Here is a 16,716-nt window from a genome sequence, read left to right on the forward strand (position 1 = left end):
ACTGTGACGACTTTTGCACCCTCGGCGGAACTGAACTTCGACGTACTGCCGGCGGAGGTCGAGAAATACCGCGACACGATCCGTGAATTCGCCCAGAACGTCATCCTCCCCCGTGCGGTGACGAACGATCAGGCGGCGCACGACGAGATGGACTGGGACATGGTGCAGCAGGGCCATGACCTCGGTCTGATGCGTATGGGGATACCGACGCAGTTCGGCGGTCTCGGCCTGGGGGCGCTCGGGGCGTCCGTGGTCATGGAGGAGCTGGCGGCGGCGGACCCGGGTGCCGCGCTGATCTTCGGCGGCAGCGGCCTGGCGCAGGCCCCGATCCTGTACTCCGGGGACCCGCACCTCCAGGCCCGGTACCTTCCGCTGTTCACCGGTGACAAGCCCGTCCTCGCGTGCAACGCGGTCACCGAGGAACTGGTCGGCATGGACCTGATCGTGCCGGACAACGCCATCCACGCCCGGTCCATGACCACGGCACGCCGGGAGGGCGACCACTACGTCCTCAACGGCCGGAAGCGGTTCATCACCAACGCGCCCGTGGCCACGTTCGCCTCGGTACCGGCGAACATGGAGGGCCACCCCGGCTCGACCGGACTCACCTACTTCATCGTCGACCTGGACCAGCCCGGCGTCACCCGGGGCCCGGTGGCGGACAAGATGGGCTACCGCACCGCGCTGGGCGGCGAGCTCGTCTTCGACAACGCCGTCGTGCCCGCGGAGAACGTCATCGGCGGGGAACTCGGCGGCTGGAACCTCAACATCGCGCAGAGCAACATGTGCCGCGTCACCTGCGCGGCCATCGCCACCGGCATCGCCAGGCACGCGCTGGAGAAGGCGATCACGTGGTGCGGCGAGCGCATCCAGGGCGGCAAGCCCCTCTACAAGCACCAGTTCACCGCGGGAAAGCTCGCGAGGATGACGGCGAGCGTCGACGCCGCACGGCTGCTGTACCTGCACGCCGCGAACAAGGCCGACAACCAGATGCCCGCCCCGGAGTACGAGCCCGCCGTGGCCAAACTGATCGCGGACCGTACGGCGATCGACGTCGCGGACGCCGCGGCCTCCCTGATCGGCGCACGCGGATTCGTCCGGGACTACGGCATGGAGAAGGTCCTGCGGGACGCCTACGGCCCCCGCATCTACGAGGGCACGCCGGAGGCCCTGTCGATCCTGATCACCGAAGGCATCTACCGCACCGAGGACGAGGACTGATGGCCGCGGCGGCCGTGGTGGCCGAGCCGCGGGCACACCCCTCGGCGGTCCGGTTCGCCGAGGACATCGTCCGGCTGCACCGCCGGCTGAGCTTCGCCGGGCTGCCGGACGCCGTCGGCGGGCAGCCGCTGTACCTGCGGGAGTCGCGCGACGGCGATCTGCTGACCATCGCGGTACGGGAGTCCCAGCTGCCCCGGCGGTACGTGCTGGGCATCCAGGGCTTCCGGCTCGCACAGTTCCTCGAAAGGGGCTGGGTCTGCCGCAGCCACCTGCACCGGCTGGCGGCCTTCCACGAGCCGCTGCGCCCGCCGCATCCCGTCGACGACGTCCATGTCGTCGCGCTGTCCCCGGCCACCGGGAAGATCCTCGGATACACCTTCCTGGCAGGGTCGCTGGACGCGGAGCCGCTGCCGCTGGACAGTCCGGCGCGTGCCCGGCTGGCGGTGGAGCGCGACCACGGCCTGGACCTGCTGGGCCGGGCGGCGGCCCCGGGCCGGACGACACACCGGGTCTACGAGGCCAAACGCCAGCTGCGCGCCGCGGGAATGCCCCGGGGTGTGCTCGCCACCCGGATCCCCTGGCACGTCATGGCCGGCATGGGCCGCTCGCTGCTCGCGCTCGGTGGCCCCGGCGGCCGGGTCATGGTGGCGGGGGACGCGAAGGAAGGCGGTTCCTTCCGGCACCTGGAGCTCATGGGCCTCGATCTCGACATCGTGCACGGCCCCCCGCCGAACGTGCCCAGGACGGATCTGTTCTGGCCGCTGTTCGACACGGACCTGCACGCGAAACCGTTCCTGGCCCGGCTGCCCGGGACATTCGCGGGCGACATGAGCGCCATCGAGGGATACCTCGCCGACGCGGACGACGACCGGTCCATCCGCGTGCTCATGGAGGAGCGCGCGGCGAGCAGGGAGGCACGAGGTTAGATGACCGAACTGAGGACAGAACCACAGACCGCCGCGCGGAACGCGACGGACCGGCCACCGGCCCCGGAGGACTTCTACGGCGAACTCACCCGCCGGAACGCCGGTGTGGTCACCGGAGCGCAGCAGGAGGTGCTGCGCACGGCGACCGTGCTGATCGCGGGCTGCGGCTCGATCGGCGGTGCGGCCGTGGTGCCGCTGGCCCGGATGGGTGTCCAGCACTTCCTGCTCGCGGACTCGGGGGAGTACGAGCTGAACAACCTGAACCGGCAGCACGCCACGGTCCGGGACCTCGGGCGGAACAAGGCGGAGGTCGCCGCGGAACGCATCCTGGAAGTCAATCCGCATGCCGAGGTACGCGTCTTCACCGAGGGCGTGACGGCGGCCAACGCCGCCGAACTCGCCGGAAGCTGTCAGATCGTCGTGGACGGCGTGGACGTCACCACGATGTCCGGGGTGCGGGCGAAGTTCCAGCTGCACAAGAGGGCGGCCGCACTGCGGCTGCCGCTGGTGACCGGCTGGGACATGGCCGGCGCGCTGTACGCCCAGTACTTCGACTACCGGAGGATCGAGAAGCCGTTCAAGGGCGTCATCACCGAAGGGGATCTGGACCGGCTGAGCACCTGGGAGCTGATCTTCCGGATGGTGCCGCTGCGCCGGATACCGACCGAGATGCTCGCCGAGCTGAGCCCGAATCTGGAGAACCGTACCTACAGCGTTCCCCAAGTCGCCTACACAGCGGTGCTGTTCGGGTCGATCGCCTCACACATGGTGGCGAAACTGCTGGCCGGCGAGGAGGTCCGGGAGGAAGTGGTCCTCGATGTGCACAGGGCGGTACGCCCCGCCGCGGCCAGTTCGGCCCTGCTGTTCAGAAGGCCGCGGGAAGCGCGCCGGATGGTGCAGGCACTGGCCCTGCACCGGCTGCGGCGACTGCTCGGAAAGAAACCGACCTGACCCGAGGAGGGGAGATCCGTCATGAGGCCGCTTCGGCATGACGAAGAGCACGACGGCAGGAGGGCGACGGCGGGGGAGGAGAGAGTGCTGGCGTACCGCGCGATTCCGGCGGAGGCGACAGTCGCACTGGCGCCGGAGGAACTGGACCACTTCGTACGGGAGGCCGCCCGGATCCGCGCGGCCCACGTGCAGGACACGCTCGACAACCCCCGCGTTCTGGCGGCGGCCGAGATCGCGGCGCAGGGTCTGCCGGACCGGCTGCTGACCCGCCTCATCGAGCTGCGGACCCTGAGCGGCTCCGGCGCGATTCTGATCAAGGGGCTCCCGGTGGAAGGCGCCCTGCCCGACACCCCCGCGGGGGTGCCCGCCCCGCCCGCCTGGCCGGCGCTCGCGGTCAGCACTCTGGCGCAGCTGAGCATCATGAGCGTCCTCGGCGACACCATCTCCTACGCCGACGAGAAGGGCGGCAGCCTGATCCAGGACGTCTGTCCGGTGCCGGGGGCGGAGGCCCGTCAGGAGAACACCGGGAGCCAGCTGCTCGAACTGCACACCGAGGACGGCTTCCATCCGTTCAAGCCGGACTTCCTCAGTCTGTACTGCCTGCGTGGCGATCACGACCGGGTGGCCGGCACGGTCACCGCGTCCATCGGCAGCGTCCTGGGCCGGCTCCCGCGGCGGTGCCGTCAGGTGCTGGGCCGGCCGTTGTTCCGCATCCGGTACAGCAGTTCGTTCGTCGGGGACGGCCCGGAGTGCCGTACGCCGGAGATGCCGGTGCTGAGCGGGCCGCCGCACGACCCCGATCTGTGCGTCGACTTCCACGCGATGGAGGGAACCACGCAGGAGAGCAAGGAGGCTCTGGAGCTCCTCTACGAGGCCATGAAGGAAGAACTGGCCGGAGTGGTGCTGGCGCCGGGCGACATGATCGTCATCGACAACCGGGTCGCGGTGCACGGCAGGACCGGGTTCCGGCCGAAGTACGACGGCCGTGACCGCTGGCTGCGGAGGTGTTTCGCGGTGGCGGACCTGCGTCCTTCCCGGGTCCTGCGTGACCGCGGTACCAGGGTGTGCGCCTCAATCCTCTGAGCGGGCCGCGCGGTTCGCGCCGGTGACCTCCGGGCCGGGCCCGCGCAGTATGGCCCCGAGGCTGCGCAGGGTGTCGGTCTGGCCTTCGGTGAGCCGGCCGAGCAAGGCGTTGCGCAGAACCTTCTCGCTGGTCAGGCGGGCCTGAGCGAAGACCTCCCGGCCGGCCGCGGTGATCTGGACCTCGGTGCCCCGGGCGTCGTTGGGCGCCGAGTTCCGGACGGCCAGGCCGCGGTCCTCCAGCGCGAGCACGATGCGCGAGACCCGCGGCTGGCTGAGGGTGACCTTCGAGGTCAGCTCCGAGACACGGATGCCGAGCGGCCGGTCGGCGAGCTGGGCGAGGACCTCGAACCAGCTGATGCACAGCTCATGGCGTTGCCTGAGGGTGCTGTCGAGCTGTTCCGACACGTCGTGGTAGGCGAGGGACAGTCCGGCCCAGGCGTCAAGATCGGGGGATTGCGACACCCGCGCATACTAACTCAGCTTGACCCATGCGTGCGCATGAATCTACCGTGCTGTGCGACGCCACACATGTGTGGCCCAACTGGCTGAGAAGGGAAGGCCTTTGATGGCTGAGACAAGAGATGTGGCGCCTGGAGAGGCGTCCGCGCAGGGCCATCCGCGACGCTGGCTGATTCTCGCCGCGGTGGGAGCCGCACAGTTCATCGTGCTGCTCGACTCGACCATCGTCAACGTCGCCTTACCCTCCATCCAGCGCGACCTCGACGCGTCGACCAGCAGCCTGCAATGGGTGATGAACGCCTACATCCTGCTGTTCGGCAGCCTGCTGCTGCTGGGCGGAAGGGCCGCCGACATCCTGGGCCGGCGGCGGGCGTTCGTGGTCGGGCTGGTCGTCTTCACCCTCGCCTCGGCCGCCTGCGGACTCGCCTCGTCCTCCGAGATCCTGGTCGGAGCGCGGGCACTCCAGGGAATCGGCGCCGCACCGCTGTCGGCCGCCGCGCTGTCGATCGTGGTCTCCGTGTTCCGGGAGCCGAAGGAACAGGGAATCGCTCTGACGGTCTGGAGCGGCCTGGGAGTCATCGGAGGCACGGTCGGAGTGGTGCTCGGTGGCGCCATGGTCGACTGGGCGGACTGGCGGTGGGCGTTCTGGCTGAACGTGCCCATCGGCATCGCCACCCTGGTCGCCGCGATGAAACTCGTACCGGCCCTGCGGCCGGGTGACGGCACCGCCCGGCCCCGGTTCGACCTGCCCGGAGCGGTCCTGGCCGTCGCCGGACTGCTGATGCTCACCTACGGTCTGATCGGGGCGGCCGAGCACGGCTGGACCTCCGTGCAGACGCTCGGCCCGATCGCCGGCTCGCTGATCGTCCTGGCCCTCTTCGCCGTGGTGCAGCTCCGCACCCGGGACGCGCTGATGCCGCTGCGGCTGCTGGCCATCGGCAGGTTCACGGTCAGCGGCCTGGGTCTGCTGCTGGCCTCCGGACTCATGATCACGGTCTTCTACATGGTCAGCGTCTACGAGCAGGAAGTGCTCGGCTACAGCCCGCTGGAGGCCGGACTCGGGATGCTGGGCATGGGCATCGGGTCGACACTGATGGCCTTCGGCATTCCGGCGGTCCTCAAGAAGCTCGGGCTGGAGCGTACGTATCTGCTGGGTTCCGTACTGCTGCTGGCCGGCTCGCTGCTGCTGGTGGACCTTCCCACGAGCGGTTCGTACTTCACGGTGCTGCTCCCGGGCACCACGGTCATCGGACTCGGACTGCCCGCCTGTTTCGTGTCGCTGACGACCATGGGCGTGATGCAGGTCGAGGAGTCCGAGTCGGGGCTCGCCTCGGGCTTCCTCAACACCCTCCTCCAGGTGGGCGCCGCCCTGGGAATGGCCACGGTCGTCACCCTGGCCGCCGCACACACCACGACACAGGTGGGAGAAGGACACGGGCTGCGCGAGGCGATGGCCGCCGGGTACAGCTGGGGCTTCGTCGCACTGGCGGGGGTGGCGGGCGTCAGCGTCCTGGTCGCCCTCGGCTTCGTGCTCGGTACGCGGAAACCGGCGCGGGCCCGCCCGGCCACGGGCAAGGGCGCGTCGGTGCCGGTGGGGTCCGACGCGGACGCGTAGGCGAGGGGCCCGTCGGCGCGGGCCGGTACGGGAAGGACCGGCGCGAGGGAGGCCGGGGCGCCGCCGCGCTCCGCCCCTTCGCGTCCGTGCTGCCGCGGTTCCGGCACGTCGCCGATGGATCGTCACGCAGCGGCCCAGTAGCGAAAATTGACACATTTCATTGTGGTGCAGGCCTCATTTACGGCAGAGGGGAGTGCTCAACATTGAGCACGCCGCGCGGATGTCCGCTGGCAGTCTGTTCCTGCCGCCGGAGCAGCCACCCCACCTTTCCTCTGGAGCGAAAGGTTGTTCCGGAAACACCATTCGGAGACTCTTTGATGACGCAACTCCACACCGCCACCCACCCGCACGAGGCCGACGCGGTGGCGTTACGAGCCCGCGAAGCGCTGCTGCCCGAGGTGAGAGCGCTTCGCGTCCTGGGCACCGAGCAGGCCGCCGGGGCGGATCCGGACCTGCTCCTGTCCTTCCACCGCCGGCTGGTGACCGGTCGCCGGTTCAACGAACAGGTGACCACACTGACCCGGCAGGGCATGCTGGCCGGCTACCCCTCCAGCACGGGCCAGGAGGCCTGCCAGATCGCGGCGGCCCAGGTACTGCGACCGCAGGACTGGCTCTTTCCCACCTACCGGGACGCCCTCGCCGTCGTGGCGCGGGACATCGACCCCCTCCAGGTCCTCGGGCTGATGCGGGGGGACTGGCACAACGGCTATGACCCCCGTCAGACCCGGACCGCCCCCCTCTGCACCCCGCTGGCGACCCACCTGCCGCACGCGGCGGGACTGGCCCACGCGGCGCGCCTCGCGGGCGACGACGTGGTCGCCCTGGCACTCACCGGCGACGGGGGAACCAGCGAGGGGGACTTCCACGAGGGGCTGAACTTCGCCGCCGTCCAGCGGGCACCGGTCGTCTTCCTCGTGCAGAACAACGGCTACGCCATCTCCGTACCGCTCCACAAGCAGTCCGCCGCCCCGTCGCTGGCCCACAAGGGAGTGGGCTACGGGATGCCCTCGACACTGGTGGACGGAAACGACGTGCTCGCCGTGCACACCGCTCTCGGCGCGGCGGTGGAACGGGCGCGGGACGGGGGCGGCCCCACCCTCGTCGAGGCCCTGACCTACCGGATCGACGCGCACACCAACGCGGACGACTCCACGCGCTACCGCCCGGACTCCGAGGTCGAGCGGTGGCGCCGGCGCGACCCCGTCCTCCTGCTGGAGCGCGAACTCCAGGAGCGGGGGCTGCTGGACGAGGCCGTGCGCGACAAGGCGGAGGCCGAGGCCGACGCGCTGGCAGCGATGCTGCGCCGACGGCTGGGCGCCCCCGCCGACCTCGATCCGATGGACCTCTTCGAACACGTCTTCGCCGAGCCGACCAGTCAACTCCTGGAACAGCGCGACATGCTGAGCGAGGAACTCCGGCTCGACGCGTCGCAGGACCCGGCCGGAGGTACGCACCGATGACGCGGACCAGCATGGGCAAGGCCCTCAACACGGCTCTGCGCGACGCGCTCCGCGAGGACCCGGCGGTGCACGTCCTGGGCGAGGACGTGGGCGCACTCGGCGGAGTCTTCCGGGTGACCGACGGCCTGGCCGCGGAGTTCGGGGAAAACCGCTGCGCCGATACGCCCCTCGCCGAATCCGGCATTCTCGGCTCCGCGGTCGGCATGGCGATGTACGGGCTGCGGCCCGTGGTGGAGATGCAGTTCGACGCCTTCGCCTACCCCGCCTTCGAGCAACTGGTCAGCCATGTGGCGCGGATGCGCAACCGCACGCGCGGCCGGCTCCCGCTGCCCCTCACCATCCGCATTCCCTACGGCGGGGCGATCGGCGGGGTCGAGCACCACAGCGACTCCTCCGAGGCCTACTACATGCACACCCCGGGCCTCCAGGTGGTCACCCCCGCCACGGTCGCGGACGCCTACGGCCTGCTGCGCGCGGCCATCGCCTGCGACGATCCGGTCGTCTTCCTGGAGCCCAAGAGCCTCTACTGGTCCAAGGCCGACTGGTCCGAGGACCGGCCCGGGGAAGTGCCGCCGCCCGGCCGGGCCGTGGTGCGCCGGGAGGGGCGCTCCGCCACCCTCCTCACCTACGGTCCGGCGCTGCCGATGTGCCTGGAGGCCGCCGACGCGGCCCTGGCCGACGGACGCGAACTGGAAGTCGTCGATCTGCGGTCGCTCGTCCCGTTCGACGACGAGACCGTCTGCGCCTCGGTACGGAAGACCGGGCGGGCGATCGTGGTGCACGAGGCGGCCGGATTCGGCGGCGCGGGAGCGGAGATCGCCGCACGGGTCACCGAACGCTGCTTCCACCGGCTGGAGGCCCCGGTCCTGCGGGTGACCGGTCTGGACATCCCGTATCCGCCGCCGATGCTGGAGTCCCATCATCTGCCGAACGCCGACCGGATCCTCGACGCGGTGGAGCGGCTGCAGTGGAGCGATGAGCCGGCCGGCCGGACGGGGGAGCGAGGCCGTCATGCCGTCGACGCGTGAGTTCGCGCTGCCCGACCTCGGCGAGGGCCTGGTCGAGGCGGAAGTGGTGAAGTGGCTGGTGCGGACCGGTGACCCGGTCGCCGTGGACCAGCCGGTGGCCGAGGTGGAGACGGCGAAGGCCCGCGTGGAGGTGCCCTGTCCCTACGGGGGCGTGGTGGCCGAACTGTGCGTCGCCGAGGGGGCGACCGCCGAAGTGGGCCGGCCGCTGATCCGGGTGGCCGTCGAGGAGACGGACCCTGCCGGTCCGGCCGCGGCGGAGGAGTCCTCGGGCCAGGTGCTGGTCGGATACGGCACCTCGGGCCCGGCACGCCGACGCCGTACGGGCGCGGCATCGGCCGGCCGGCCGCCGGCGCCCGCATCGCCGGACGTGATCTCCCCTGTCGTGCGGCGCCTGGCCCGGACGCACGGCGTCGACCTCGGTGGCCTGTCCGGCAGTGGGCCCGGCGGTCTGATCCTGCGCCACGACGTCGAGGCGGCGATCGCGGCGGACAAGGACGGGAAGGAAGGGACGGGCGAGAAGGACGGGAGGGACAGCGGGAACGAGAGGAACGAGAAGGACGGGAGGAACGAGAGGAACGGCGAGGGCCGAGCGTCGGAGCCTGCCGGACAGCCTGCCGAGCGGCGTACTGCGCTGCGGGGCGTACGAGCGGCTGCGGCGGAGAAGTTCAGCCGGAGCCGGCGCGAGATACCGCATGTCACCTGCTGGAGGGACGTCGATGCCACGGGGCTCCTCGCCGCGCGGGAGCAGCTCGCCACGGCCGACGGGCCCCGGATCGGCCTGCTGGCCCTGCTGGCCCGGATATGTCTCGCGGGGCTCGACCGCTTCCCGCAGTTCAACTCCCGTGTGACGCCCGAGGGCGACGCGATCGTGCGGTTCCCGGAAGTCCACCTGGGCTTCGCGGCGCAGTCGTCCCGCGGCCTCATGACGCCGGTCGTACGGGGCGCGCGACGGATGCCCATGGAGACCCTGGCCGCCGAACTGGGCCGGCTCACACAAGCGGCCCGGGAGGGGAGGCTGACTCCCGCCGAGCTGACGGGCGGCACGTTCACCCTCAACAACTACGGCGTGTTCGGAGCCGACGGTGCCACCCCGATCCTCGACCATCCGCAGGCCGCGATGCTGGGGATCGGCCGCATCACTCCCCGGCCGTGGATCCATCGGGGCGAGATGACCGCACGCGACGTCGTGCAGCTCTCGTTCACCTTCGACCACCGTGTGGGCGACGGAGTGGAGGCGGGGGCCTTTCTCGGATTCGTCGCCGCCCATGTGGAGCGGCCGGCCCTCCTGCTGCGCCATCGCTGATGCCCCCGCTCCCACGACCGGGCGCGGGAGTTCCCACCGGAAGCACTCGTCTCATCGAGCGCTCCGCGATCCGGTCCGCCGCTCGCCAGGAGCTTCCCCGTACATTCGGTGAAAGGAACGTTCTGCCATGCCCTTGCCTTCGCTCGTCTCCTTCAGGAAAGACGACGGCGTCCGCCCGCTCGTCGACTACACCAAGCTGTCGGCGGACGGGGCCGCTCCTTCGGAGATCCGCGCGGCGCACCAGGTGTACGAGCACCTGGTGTCGCTCTGGGCACCGTCCATCATCGAGGCCGCCCACGACCTCGGCTTCTTCGTCGAACTCGCCGACGGGGCGCGCACGGCGGACGAGGTCGCGCATGCCCGTGGGACCGACCGCCGGGCCACCCGCGTCATGCTCGACGCGCTGTACGCCTACGGCCTGGTCGACAAGTCGGGCGAGGGTGCCGTGGCGCAGCGCTACGTACTTCCCGACGCCTGTCGGGGGGCGCTACTGCCGGGTGGCTTCTTCAGCCTGGTCGGCAAGATGGCCCATGACCGGAACGTGGCGTGGAACGCGTGGAGCGATCTGGCCCGGACGGTGCGCCGGGGCACGTGCGACGAGTCGGGGGAGGACCTGGCGAACGGGATATCGGAGACCGATTACGAGGACCTGGTCACCGGCATCAACTTCTGGGCACCCCCGATCGTGGACACCCTCGCCGACTGCCTCGCGGACAGCGGCTGGAAGGCCGGCGAGGCGGTGTCCGTACTCGATGTCGGATGCGGGACCGGACTGTACGGACAACTGCTGCTCCAGCGTTTCCCGCAGTGGCGGGCGGAGGGCATCGACGCTCCGCGCATCGTGCCGCTGGCCGACGCCCAGGCGAAGCGGCTCGGTGTCGAGGACAGGTTCACCGGCACGGTCCAGGACATCTGGCAGGGCGGCTGGGGGGAGGGGGCCGACCTGATCCTGCTCAACAACATGATCCATCTGCAGACCGCGGAGTCCGGGCGGAAGCTGTTGCGGACCGCCGCCGGCTCGCTCGCCCCGGACGGACTCGTCTGCATCGCCGACCAGGTGATCGTCAACGATGAGGAGTCGCCGCAGGACCGCTTCGCGATGCTCTTCGCCGCTTCCATGCTGGCGACGGGCGGAGGGGACGCCCACTCCCTGGACACCTGCAAGGAATGGTTCGCGGCGGCGGGTCTGGAAATGGTGGCGGTCCTGGACGCGCCGATGCACCGGGTCGTCATCGCGGGGCATATCGGTCGGACCGGTTTCCCGGCCCGCTGAGACTTTCCGGCCCTTCCGCCGGAAAACACGGGGGTGGTGGCATCCGAATTCGGACAGGATGCCGCCACCCCCGGCGAGCGGCCGGGCGGAGATATATCGTGCCGACATAATTGTGCGGCCATTCGGATGTCATGGGTCACGAGGGGGAAAACCTCCGGGCGTCGCATCGGCGCACGGGCATATTTGGATATCGTGCAGGCTGAACGCGCCCATGCGAGTGGGCCGTTCGGAGTGAATGACACGGGGGATGGGATGAATGTAGAGCATGATTTCTGTGAGGGCGTGAAAGAGTATTTCGACAAAGAGGGATTCGTTGCTCCGCTTGTTCGCCTGGAAAAGGGGCAGTTCCTCTACACCTGCGGGGCGCGGGACAGCAGCATCTATGTGGTGGTCGACGGCAGGGCGAAGACGCTGGGCCTCACCAGCAGCGGGAAGACCTGCTTCCTGGACATCCACCTTCCGGGCGATCTGTTCGGGGAGTCCTGTCTCGTGCTGGGGGAGCGGACGGAGACCGCGGTCGCCATGGCGTCCCATACGATTCTCCACCGGTTCCCGCGCGAGCACTTCTTACAGGCGCTCGCGGCCAAGGGGCTGGATGTGCAGTTCATGCAGCACCTCGCGCGCAATTGCTACGAACAGCAGAAGCGGATCGCCCAGTTGGTGACGATGGGCAGTCAGCAGCGGCTGGCCGAGGCGCTGCTGCGGCTCGCTCACCGGGCCGGCGTGGGAAACGGGGACGTGGTGCGCATCAACTGCCGTGTGACGCAAGGGGAACTTGCCGAGATGGTGGGCACCACACGCTCCCGTATAGGGTATTTCCTCAAGAACTTCCGCGACGAACGCATCATCTACATGACCGGTGACCGAAAACTGGCGGTCAATACGCGCAAGGTCAACACCTACCTCCAACTGGCCTCCCTTTCCTGACCGGCTGCCGCGGGGCGGCCCGTGACCGGCTCCGCGTCGCTCCGTGCGGGCCCCGGCCCCGAGTCGCGCCGTACGGAGGTGTGCTCCGTACGGAGGTGTGTGGCAGGGGTGCTCGACGCGGTGAACTCCTCGGTGCCCGGCGGGGCTCCGGCCGGCCGGATGCGTCCGGCTTCCTGCCGCCCGGCGCCCGTGGAGCACGAGGCGCAGGCCCGGGTGTCAACACGTCGTAATCGGTCGCCCGTGCGAGAGGTCATACCAGAGCGGGACGGATGGCGGGCAAGTTCGACAACTGCCCGTCGCGCATGCGTGATTGACGACTACCGTGTGTGTCCGGTGATCAACGGTGGGCTCATGCTCCGCGAGCCCGCCCGACCGATCCGCCGAGCCTGACCGACCACCGTAGGTGCCACCGCATGAACGCCGATTCCCGGTGTCCCACATACCGAGGACGCTGATGTCTCAACTTCGCGCACCCGACGCGCGACCGGAACGCCGAGAGGGCGGCCGGCACGGACGCCCGGGTGCACGCTCCCACTCGGCCACGAGCAGGCCCCGCGCCGCGCAGCCGCCCCCCGATGTCCGTATACGCCCTCAGCTGCTGCGCACCGCTCTGCTGCCGACGATCGCCGCCCTGCTGAGCGGTGCCGCGGCCGTCATCTTCACCATCCGCTCCAGCGCCGTCAGCCCCTCCGGCAGCCTCTGGGCCGCGCTCGGCGGATCGGCGGCGCTCGCCGTCGCGGCCGTCGCCGCGGCCTGGCTGGGGGCCGGCCGGGTCGCCTCCGGAGTGCTCGACCGGGCCCTGGACCTCCGCCGTGCGGGCGCCCAGGCGCAGCTGGAGCTGGAGCAGGTCATGGAGCGGCTCCGCAACGGCGAACCGGTGGGCGACCGGCCGCCGCCACCGGCCCCCGCCCCGGGCGGCGACACCTTCGACCTGCTCGGCCAGGAAATGGGCCGCTCGCACGAGGCGGCCGTGGCCGCCGTCGTCGAGGCCTCCCAGCTCTTCAGCAACGCCGGCAACGAGCAGAAGGTCGAGGTCTTCGTCAACCTCGCCCGGCGCCTGCAGTCGCTCGTCCACCGCGAGATCCAGATCCTCGACGAGCTGGAGCACGAGGTCGAGGACCCCGACCTGCTCAAGGGCCTCTTCCACGTCGATCATCTGGCCACCCGGATCCGCCGCCACGCGGAGAACCTCGCCGTGCTCGGCGGAGCAGTCTCCCGCCGCCAGTGGAGCAACCCGGTCACCATGACCGAGGTGCTGCGCTCGGCGATCGCCGAGGTCGAGCAGTACCCCCGGGTGAAGCTGGTGCCGCCGATCGACGGCACCCTGCGCGGGCACGCCGTGGCCGATGTCATCCACCTGCTGGCCGAACTCGTCGAGAACGCCACGGTGTTCTCCGCCCCGCACACCCAGGTGCTGCTGCGCGCCCAGCACGTCACGGCCGGGCTGGCCCTGGAGGTCGAGGACCGCGGTCTCGGCATGCCGGTCCATGAACAGAAGCGCATGAACGCCCTGCTCGCCGATCCCGACCAGGTCAATGTCGGCCATCTCCTCCAGGACGGCAGGATCGGCCTGTTCGTCGTTTCGGCCCTGGCCCGCCGCCACGGCATCGCCGTCCGCCTCCAGAGCAATATCTACGGAGGCACACAGGCGGTGCTCGTCCTGCCGCAGGACCTGCTCGGCATCGACATCGACGGCCCGGCGGCCCCCGGCGCCGTCCCCGTCCCACCGCCGGGGGCGGTTCACCGGCCACCGGCCCAGGACGGCACCGGGACGCGGCAGCCACCGTCCATCCCCTCGGAGCAGCGCCCGCCCCGGCTGCCGCAGCCCCCGCAGCAGTCCCTGCGCGAGGGCCAGGGCCCTCCGCTGCCGCTGCGCGCGGAACACGTCGAACGCGCGGAACACGTCGAAGGCCCCGAACGCGCCGACCGGCCCCCGACCGCCGAGCTCCGCCCCGAACTGCCCAGGCGGGCCAACCAGGAGAACCTGGTGCCCCAGCTGAGGGAGGCGCCCGCCCCACGCGTCGAGGGCGAGCACACCCTGCACGATCCGGGGCTGATGGCGGCCTTCAGACGGGGAGTCGGTCTCGCCGAGGCGCATTCCCCCGAGGAGGGCGCCCCGGGCGCCCACGAGGCGGGCGGCGGATTCGGGCCGCCGGCGCCCAGCGCGCTGGACGCCCCGCTGGAGTCCCTGGCCCCGCTGCCCGTACGGGGGCAGAGCCCGCCCTTCGTACCGGACCAGCCCGCACCGGAGCAGTACGCACCGCAGCAGCACGCACCGGACGGGCACCAGCCCTCGCACCACGCGCCGCAACAGCCGCAGCCGCACGCACCGGAGCAGTACGAGCCGCACCCGTACGTACCCCACGAGCGCGAGCCCTTCCTCCCGGACAGGGGACCGGTCGTTCCGAACCCCCGAGAAGACACCACTTTCAAGGAGTAGATGCACCATGGCGAGCGAAATGCCGTCCGGTCAGGTCTCGGACCTGGACTGGCTGCTGAGCGGGCTGGTCCAGCGCGTGCCCTATACGCGCAGCGCGGTTCTGCTCTCCGCCGACGGGTTGGTGAAGTCCGTCCACGGGATGGACCCCGACAGCGCCGACCACATGGCGGCCCTGGCCGCCGGGCTGTACTCCCTGGGCCGCAGTGCCGGGGCCAGATTCGGCGACAACGGGGACGTGCGGCAGGTGGTCGTCGAGCTGGACGCGACGCTGCTGTTCGTCTCCACCGCCGGATCCGGCACATGTCTGGCCGTCCTGGCCGGGCGCGAGGCGGACGCCGCCGTGCTCGGTTACGAGATGGCCATGCTGGTCAAGAGCGTCCGGCCCTATCTGGTGACCCCGCTGCGGCAGACGGCCGGGGCGCCGTTCACTCCGGGGCTGTGAGGATGCCGGCCGGGCAGGACGGGCCCCTGCTGGACGACGCGGCCGGCCGGCTCATCCGCCCGTACACCGTGATCAACGGCCGCACCCGGCCGTCGGCCACGCTCGACCTGCTTTCCCTGATCATGGCGACCGGGAGCGAGCCCCGGATCCCTCTCGGCCCCGAGCACACCGAGGCCCTGGCTCTGTGCAAGGAGCCGATGTCCGTCGCCGAGATCGCCGCACTCCTGCGACTGCCCGCGGTCGTCACCAAGGTCCTCCTGTGCGACCTGGTCGACTGCGGAGCCGTCACCGCCCACGCCCCCGCATTCCATGACCTTCCCACCGACCGATCCCTGCTGGAGGCAGTGCTCGATGGTCTACGACGACAGCTCTGACAGCACCGGAACCTCCGCGTTCTTTCCCGTCGCCCTCAAAGTCCTGGTCGCGGGAGGCTTCGGCGTCGGCAAGACGACGTTCGTGGGCGCGGTCAGCGAGATCGCCCCGCTGAGCACGGAGGAACTGCTGACCCAGGTCAGCGCGGCGACCGACAGCCTCGAAGGCGTCGAGTCCAAGACGTCCACCACCGTGGCCATGGACTTCGGCCGGATCACGCTCTCCGACCAGCACGTGCTCTACCTCTTCGGCACACCCGGCCAGGAGCGCTTCTGGTTCATGTGGGACGAACTCTCCCAAGGCGCGCTGGGGGCCGTCGTGCTGGCGGACACCCGGCGCCTGGCGGAATGCTTCGCCGCCGTCGACTTCTTCGAGCGGCGCGGGATCGGATTCATCGTCGCCGTCAACGAGTTCGACGGAGCCTACCGCTACGAACCCGACGAGGTACGGGCCGCGCTCGACCTCGGACCCGAGGTGCCGGTCGTCCTCTGCGACGCGCGGATCGCCAGCTCCGGCACGGGCGCGCTGGTCACCCTGGTCCAGCACCTCATCAACGCCACGTCGGCCCCCGCCCCGCTCCAGACCTTCGGAGCCCATCCATGAACCACTACTCCGGCGGCCGCCTCCTGCTGACGCCGGTCGACCGGGACGGTCTCGTCCGCACGGAGCGGCTGCGCGCCCTCGGTCTCGGGGAACGGGCCGACACCTCCTTCGAGAGCTTCGACGACTTCGCCGACAAGATCGCCGAAGTGACCGCGACCCCCTTCTCGATGGTCAACTTCATCGACGAGAACCGGCAGTTCTTCGCGGGGCTGCACACCCCCGCGGGCAACCGGCGCGGCACCGACCTCGGCGCCGCCGCGGCGGGCAGCGGCCGAAGCGCCCGCTACATGGCCCGCGACCACGGCTACTGCCCGCACGTTCTCGTCCGGCGCAAGGCACTCGTCCTGGACGACGTCTGCGACTACCCGCGCTTCGCCGGGAATCCGGTCGTCGACGAGATAGGCATCCGCTCCTACCTCGGAGCGCCCCTCATCGACCGCACGGGCATCGCCCTGGGAACCGTCTGCGCCGTCGACACCGTGCCGCGCCCCTGGGGGCGGGCCGGGCTCGCCACCATCAAGTCGCTGGCCCAGGAGATCGTCGTCCAGATCGACCGCAGGGGGGCGTCCCCGCGCTGACCGCGCCGCCACCCCGCTCCCCCCCGCGCCCGCCG

General features: G+C 70.7%; 16 protein-coding genes. 15 read left to right on the forward strand and 1 reads right to left on the reverse strand.

Going from position 1 to position 16,716, the window contains the following annotated elements:
• Positions 1 to 3 precede the first annotated feature (3 nt).
• Genes ABT170_RS23775 through ABT170_RS23790 form a run of 4 tightly spaced genes read left to right on the forward strand, consistent with a single transcriptional unit; the run spans position 4 to position 4,181 of the window.
• Positions 4 to 1,221 carry an acyl-CoA dehydrogenase family protein gene (locus tag ABT170_RS23775; RefSeq protein ID WP_329946102.1) on the forward strand — a complete coding sequence of 406 codons (1,218 nt, stop codon included), beginning with the start codon at positions 4 to 6 and terminating at the stop codon, positions 1,219 to 1,221.
• On the forward strand, positions 1,221 to 2,147 hold the full coding sequence (locus tag ABT170_RS23780) for a hypothetical protein (RefSeq protein ID WP_351870516.1): 927 nt from the start codon (positions 1,221 to 1,223) through the stop codon (positions 2,145 to 2,147). Before ABT170_RS23775 ends, ABT170_RS23780 begins: the two co-directional genes overlap by 1 nt.
• Positions 2,148 to 3,098, forward strand: a complete 951-nt coding sequence (locus ABT170_RS23785) for a HesA/MoeB/ThiF family protein (protein WP_329946100.1) — start codon at positions 2,148 to 2,150, stop codon at positions 3,096 to 3,098. It begins immediately after the preceding gene.
• A gap of 21 nt (positions 3,099 to 3,119) precedes the next feature.
• Positions 3,120 to 4,181, forward strand: coding sequence for a TauD/TfdA family dioxygenase (locus ABT170_RS23790; RefSeq protein ID WP_351870519.1), 1,062 nt, complete (start codon positions 3,120 to 3,122; stop codon positions 4,179 to 4,181).
• Here ABT170_RS23790 and ABT170_RS23795 read toward each other — a convergent pair.
• Complete coding sequence (locus tag ABT170_RS23795; RefSeq protein WP_329946098.1) at positions 4,170 to 4,643, reverse strand: MarR family winged helix-turn-helix transcriptional regulator; 474 nt, start codon at positions 4,641 to 4,643, stop codon at positions 4,170 to 4,172. The two genes, ABT170_RS23790 and ABT170_RS23795, sit on opposite strands and share 12 nt — an antisense overlap.
• A 103-nt stretch (positions 4,644 to 4,746) precedes the next feature.
• Between ABT170_RS23795 and ABT170_RS23800 the strand changes: the two genes are divergently transcribed.
• The 11 genes from ABT170_RS23800 (at position 4,747) to ABT170_RS23850 (ending at position 16,681) form a co-directional block, all read left to right on the forward strand.
• Complete coding sequence (locus ABT170_RS23800) at positions 4,747 to 6,255, forward strand: MFS transporter (protein WP_351870522.1); 1,509 nt, start codon at positions 4,747 to 4,749, stop codon at positions 6,253 to 6,255.
• 317 nt (positions 6,256 to 6,572) lie between these two features.
• Complete coding sequence (locus tag ABT170_RS23805; protein WP_329946096.1) at positions 6,573 to 7,715, forward strand: thiamine pyrophosphate-dependent dehydrogenase E1 component subunit alpha; 1,143 nt, start codon at positions 6,573 to 6,575, stop codon at positions 7,713 to 7,715.
• Entirely contained in the window at positions 7,712 to 8,743 is a 1,032-nt protein-coding gene (locus ABT170_RS23810; RefSeq protein ID WP_351870525.1) for an alpha-ketoacid dehydrogenase subunit beta, read from the forward strand. Before ABT170_RS23805 ends, ABT170_RS23810 begins: the two co-directional genes overlap by 4 nt.
• Positions 8,727 to 10,046, forward strand: coding sequence for a dihydrolipoamide acetyltransferase family protein (locus ABT170_RS23815; protein WP_351870528.1), 1,320 nt, complete (start codon positions 8,727 to 8,729; stop codon positions 10,044 to 10,046). The genes ABT170_RS23810 and ABT170_RS23815 overlap by 17 nt, the downstream gene beginning before the upstream one ends.
• A 127-nt stretch (positions 10,047 to 10,173) precedes the next feature.
• Positions 10,174 to 11,319, forward strand: coding sequence for a methyltransferase domain-containing protein (locus ABT170_RS23820; RefSeq protein ID WP_351870531.1), 1,146 nt, complete (start codon positions 10,174 to 10,176; stop codon positions 11,317 to 11,319).
• A gap of 192 nt (positions 11,320 to 11,511) precedes the next feature.
• Positions 11,512 to 12,246: a Crp/Fnr family transcriptional regulator gene (locus tag ABT170_RS23825; RefSeq protein WP_329946092.1), complete on the forward strand. Its 735-nt coding sequence runs from the start codon at positions 11,512 to 11,514 to the stop codon at positions 12,244 to 12,246.
• A gap of 454 nt (positions 12,247 to 12,700) precedes the next feature.
• Positions 12,701 to 14,686 carry a sensor histidine kinase gene (locus ABT170_RS23830; protein WP_351870534.1) on the forward strand — a complete coding sequence of 662 codons (1,986 nt, stop codon included), beginning with the start codon at positions 12,701 to 12,703 and terminating at the stop codon, positions 14,684 to 14,686.
• A gap of 7 nt (positions 14,687 to 14,693) precedes the next feature.
• Positions 14,694 to 15,128 (forward strand): roadblock/LC7 domain-containing protein, encoded by a 435-nt coding sequence (locus tag ABT170_RS23835; RefSeq protein WP_329946090.1) that lies wholly within the window; start codon positions 14,694 to 14,696, stop codon positions 15,126 to 15,128.
• 2 nt (positions 15,129 to 15,130) lie between these two features.
• Entirely contained in the window at positions 15,131 to 15,502 is a 372-nt protein-coding gene (locus tag ABT170_RS23840) for a DUF742 domain-containing protein (RefSeq protein WP_329946151.1), read from the forward strand.
• A complete protein-coding gene (locus ABT170_RS23845; RefSeq protein ID WP_329946089.1) occupies positions 15,480 to 16,103 on the forward strand; it encodes a GTP-binding protein in 624 nt (207 codons plus the stop codon). The genes ABT170_RS23840 and ABT170_RS23845 overlap by 23 nt, the downstream gene beginning before the upstream one ends.
• Positions 16,100 to 16,681, forward strand: a complete 582-nt coding sequence (locus tag ABT170_RS23850; RefSeq protein WP_329946088.1) for a GAF domain-containing protein — start codon at positions 16,100 to 16,102, stop codon at positions 16,679 to 16,681. Before ABT170_RS23845 ends, ABT170_RS23850 begins: the two co-directional genes overlap by 4 nt.
• The last annotated feature ends 35 nt before the right edge of the window (positions 16,682 to 16,716 follow it).

This window comes from Streptomyces sp. NPDC001787, assembly GCF_040297465.1.
Taxonomy (GTDB): Bacteria; Actinomycetota; Actinomycetes; order Streptomycetales; family Streptomycetaceae; genus Streptomyces.